The following is a 352-nucleotide window of genomic DNA, read 5'->3' as shown; positions in this document are numbered from 1 at the left end:
GCCTTCAGTACCCTATGTATTCAGGTAAAGATACTGTTCCATTACGAACAGTGGGTTTCCCCATTCGGAAATCTCCGGATCAAAGCTTACTTACAGCTCCCCGAAGCATATCGGTGTTAGTCCCGTCCTTCATCGGCTCCTAGTGCCAAGGCATCCACCGTGCGCCCTTTCTAACTTAACCGTTAAAAAAGATCTTACTGATGCTTTGAAAAAAATTAATTGCCTTCTATCTATTATCTAGTTTTCAAGGAACAAAGTAGAAAGAATCCATCACATCGTGATGTTTATCTTTCGTATCTGAATGAATTACTCATTCAAAACTGAACAAAACAAAAGCGCTCTCGTAATTATC

At 40.1% G+C, this 352-nt stretch carries 1 rRNA gene; it reads right to left on the bottom strand.

Going from position 1 to position 352, the window contains the following annotated elements:
* Nucleotides 1-181, bottom strand: a 23S ribosomal RNA gene (locus SB773_RS30495); the annotation flags it as partial.
* Nucleotides 182-352: the final 171 nt, after the last annotated feature.

The sequence above is a fragment of the Bacillus sp. SIMBA_074 genome (assembly GCF_046534555.1).
In the GTDB taxonomy this organism is placed as follows: domain Bacteria; phylum Bacillota; class Bacilli; order Bacillales; family Bacillaceae_G; genus Bacillus_A; species Bacillus_A mycoides.
The sequence above is the reverse complement of the archived record's forward strand: the minus strand, read 5'-3'. Positions and strand labels throughout refer to the sequence as shown.